Genomic DNA, 4,040 nt, shown 5'->3' with positions numbered 1-4,040 from the left:
CAGCAACGCGTCGCGATCGCCCGTGCGCTCGCCATGCAGCCCACCATCATGCTGTTCGACGAGCCGACCTCGGCGCTGGACCCGGAACTGGTGGGCGAAGTGCTCGCCGCCATTCGCCAGCTCGCTGCCGAAGGCATGACCATGGTCATCGTCACCCACGAGATCGGCTTCGCCTATGAGCTGGCCGATCGGGTGGTCTTCATGGACCAGGGCGTGGTGGCCGCCAGCGGCGCTCCGCGCGAACTCCTGCTGTCGGGCACCAACCCGAGGCTCGCGGCCTTCGTCAGCCGCTTCACGGAACAGGCCCGCCTTCTCAGTCCCCTCGTGGCTGCGGCGGCCGCACCTTCGACCACATCTCTCGCACAAGGACAGTAAATCATGGCTAATGTAAACTGGGGTGGCATCTTCCCCGTCCTCGTCACCCCCTTCGGCGCCGATGGCTCCATCAATGAAACCCGGTACAAGGCGCTCATCAACGATGCCATCGCCAACGGCGCGCAGGGCGTGGTGGCGGCCGGGAGCACCGGCGAATTCTACGCCCTCACCAAGGACGAGCGCGCCCGCCTCTACAAGCTGACCGTCGACCATGTGGCGGGCCGCGTGCCCGTGCTGGCGGGCGTTGCCGACCTGCGGGTCGAGGATGTCCTGGAGGCGTGCCAGTCCGCCGTCGCCGCGGGCTGCGCCGGCGGCATGATCCTGCCGCCCATCTATGCCATGCCGAGCCCGCGTGAGATCGTGGCCTTCTTCGAGCACATCTCCCGCAACAGCTCGCTGCCGCTGATGCTCTACAACAGCCCGCGCCGTGCGGGCGTCGACATCACGCCGGCGCTGGTGGAGCAACTCTCGGCCCTGCCGACCGTGGTCGCCATCAAGGACAGCTCCGGCGTCATCACCCAGGTGACCGAGCTCGTGCAGCGCGTGGGTAACAAACTGCGCGTCTTCGTCGGCTACGAGACCATGATCGTGCCCGCCCGTGCCGTTGGCGCCCATGGGGTCATCGCCATGGCGCACCAGATCGCAGGGCCCCTGATCCGCGACTATTGGGACAAGGCGCTCACCGGTGACAAGGTCGTGGAGGACCTCGGTCGCGACGTCTTCGCCTTCTACCGTTGTTTCCAGTCCGGGGCCTATTACGCGGCCATCAAGGAAACCATGAGCCAGCTTGGCCGCGACGCCGGTGGCCCGCGCCTGCCGCTGCTGCCGCTGGCCGACGAACAGAAAGCCGCCATCGCCAAGATCATCGCCGACGCCGGCCTCGTCCGCTGGGCCAAGGGCTGAGGACCCGTTCCCGGCAGGCTTCCGCCTGACTGGCGTCTGAGCGCACCTTTCACAGTTCAAGGAATAAACATGTATACCAAACTAGCTCTCCTCATCGACGGCGAATGGATCGAAGAGACCAATGCGGGAAGCGAACCCGTTCTCAATCCTGCCACAGAACAGTCCCTCGGCACGCTGCCCCATGCCGGCAAGGCAGAGCTTGACCGCGCATTAGCGGCGGCAAGCCGGGCCTTCGAGGGCTGGAAGCGCACCTCGCCTTACGAGCGTGGTCAGATCCTGCGCCGTGCCGCTGACCTGATGCGCAAGCGGCTCGACCACATTGCCACCGTGCTGACGCTGGAGGAGGGCAAGACCCTCGCGGAGGCGAAAGGCGAGATCACCGCTGCGGCCGAGTTCTTCGACTGGTTCGCCGAAGAGGGGCGGCGCAGCTATGGCCGCGTCATCCCGGCGCGCCTGCCCGACATGCGCCAGACCGTCACCCAGGAGCCGGTCGGCCCCGTCGCCTGCTTCACGCCGTGGAACTTCCCGGCCGTGACGCCGGCGCGCAAGATTGCCCCGGCTCTTGCTGCGGGATGCACCTGCATCATCAAGCCCGCCGAGGAAACGCCCGGCACCACGCTGGAGATGGCTCGCGCGCTCACCGATGCCGGGCTGCCCAAAGGCGTGCTGAACGTGGTCTTCGGCGTACCGGCAGACGTCTCCGAATATCTCCTGCGCTCCCCGGTGATCCGCAAGATCTCGTTCACCGGATCGACTCCGGTGGGACGTCAGCTCGCTCGGCTGGCGGGGGAGACCCTGACGCTCGCCACCATGGAGCTCGGCGGCCACGCGCCGGTGATTGTGGCGAAAGATGCCGACGTCCAGCGCGCGGCGGAACTCTCCATGAGCATCAAGCTGCGCAACACGGGCCAGGTCTGCACCTCGCCGACACGCTTCTTCGTTGAACGCCCGGTCTACGAAGAGTACCTCGAACACGCTCGCGCCTTCGTGGAGAAGCAGGTGGTGGGCGACGGACTGCAAGCGGGCACCACCGTCGGTCCCGTCGCCAACACGCGCCGCGTCGCCGCCATGGATGACCTGATCTCTGACGCCTTGTCCCATTCGGCTCGGCTGATCGCCGGCGGCGAACGCCTCGAGGGGCCAGGCCTGATGTACCGGCCGACCATCCTGGCGGACATGCCCGACCAAGCCAAGGCCATGACGCACGAGCCGTTTGGCCCGCTTGCGCTGGTGCAACCTGTTGATGACATCGACCAGGCCCTCGCACGCGCCAATGCATTGCCCTACGGTCTGGCCGGATATGCCTTCACCCGCTCTGCCGCGACCGCCAACCACATAACGGAAGAGCTGGCTGTCGGGGTGATCGGCATCAATCAGATGGTGGTCACGATCCCGGAAACCCCCTTCGGCGGCATCGGCGACAGCGGCTGGGGCCGCGAGGGCGGCATCGAGGGTCTCGAGGCCTATACGGTCAAGAAGTACGTCGGTCACCTTCAGGTATAGCGGCACGAAATGAAATGGGCTGGGAAAGGCAACGTGGGCCGATGGAGGTCTCTGTCATCATCGGCATACGATTCATCCTCGTTCTGTCCCCGCTCAGCGCCCTTTCCCGGCGGTTCGAGCGCATGGAGGCGGCGTGATAATTCACTCCCCCGCCTCCTGCGAACTCGTGCCTAGCGTGAGCGGCCCGATGCCGCTCACGGACGTACTGGGCGAGCCATTGTTCAAAATCGCTTGAGACGTACACCCCAGACACAGGAAGACACCATGGCCACAATGATCGATGGCTTGGCGCCTCGGGTGTCTTGGCGCAGACAGGAGATATTCCATGGCTGAAGCGCGTACCATCGCCGTCATCGGCGGGGGCGTCATCGGCGTAAGTTGCGCCCTCATGCTGGCGCGGGAAGGACACCGCGTCACCGTGATTGAGGAGGGTCGCATCGGCCATGGCTGCTCCTGGGGCAATGGCGCCCAATACAATGTGGGATCATCCTTCCCCATGGCCCATCCCGGCGTCATATGGCGTGCACTGCGCTGGCTCGCCGACACGAACGGCCCCGTGCGCCTCGCGCCGCGTGAGCTCCCCCGCACCCTCCCATGGCTGGTCCGCTTCCTGCGCACTGGCCGCCCGGAGGCCTGGGAAGCGGCCTATACGGCGCTGTACACCCTCAACGCTCCCTGCGCCGAGCTCTACCGCGACATGCTCGGCGACACCGACTGGAAACGGTTGTTCCGACCGAACGGTGCCCTGCATGTTTGGCGCGACCCATCACCCGGCGCGCTGGATGAACTGACGGCCAGGCTGCGGGCCAAGCATGGCGTGGCCTTCGAGAAGCTCAATGCCGAAGAGCTGCGCGAGTTGGAGCCCAGCCTGTCCCGCGACTACCGGCGCGGGATCTACTTTCCCGGCAGCGGTTCCGTAACCTCGCCGGTTGGGCTGGTAGAGGGTCTGATGGAGCGGGCCGCTGCGTTGGGCGTTGCGACACGGACGGCGCGGGTCGAGGCGATCGAGCCCGGCACCGACGGGGTGACGCTACGGACAAGCACCGGGCCCCACCGATGCGATGCGGTGGTCATCGCAGCCGGCATCGCCAGTCGCGACTTGGCGCGCTCCCTAGGCATTTCCCTGTCGCTGGCCAGCGAGCGCGGCTATCACGTCACCTTGCCCGGCCTTTCCGGCGCCGTCAGCCGACCCGTGACCGACGCTGCGTCGGCCTTTGTTGCCACGCCGCTGGACGAAGGGCTGCGCATCGTGGGCATCG

At 66.5% G+C, this 4,040-nt stretch carries 4 protein-coding genes; all 4 read left to right on the top strand.

Features of this window, described 5'->3' with window-relative positions; genetic code table 11:
• Nucleotides 1-375: ATP-binding cassette domain-containing protein (locus AA309_RS30490; RefSeq protein WP_047192784.1), on the top strand; the 375-nt coding region annotated here is incomplete at its 5' end.
• Nucleotides 376-378: 3 nt separating this feature from the next.
• A complete protein-coding gene (locus AA309_RS30485) occupies nt 379-1,278 on the top strand; it encodes a dihydrodipicolinate synthase family protein (RefSeq protein WP_047192783.1) in 900 nt (299 codons plus the stop codon).
• A gap of 69 nt (nt 1,279-1,347) precedes the next feature.
• Nucleotides 1,348-2,781 carry an NAD-dependent succinate-semialdehyde dehydrogenase gene (locus AA309_RS30480; RefSeq protein ID WP_047192782.1) on the top strand — a complete coding sequence of 478 codons (1,434 nt, stop codon included), beginning with the start codon at nt 1,348-1,350 and terminating at the stop codon, nt 2,779-2,781.
• A 325-nt stretch (nt 2,782-3,106) separates the two neighbouring features.
• On the top strand, nt 3,107-4,040 hold a 934-nt coding region (locus AA309_RS30475), incomplete at its 3' end, for an NAD(P)/FAD-dependent oxidoreductase (RefSeq protein WP_047192781.1).

Source organism: Microvirga vignae, from assembly GCF_001017175.1.
GTDB lineage: Bacteria > Pseudomonadota > Alphaproteobacteria > Rhizobiales > Beijerinckiaceae > Microvirga > Microvirga vignae.
The sequence above is the reverse complement of the archived record's forward strand: the minus strand, read 5'-3'. Positions and strand labels throughout refer to the sequence as shown.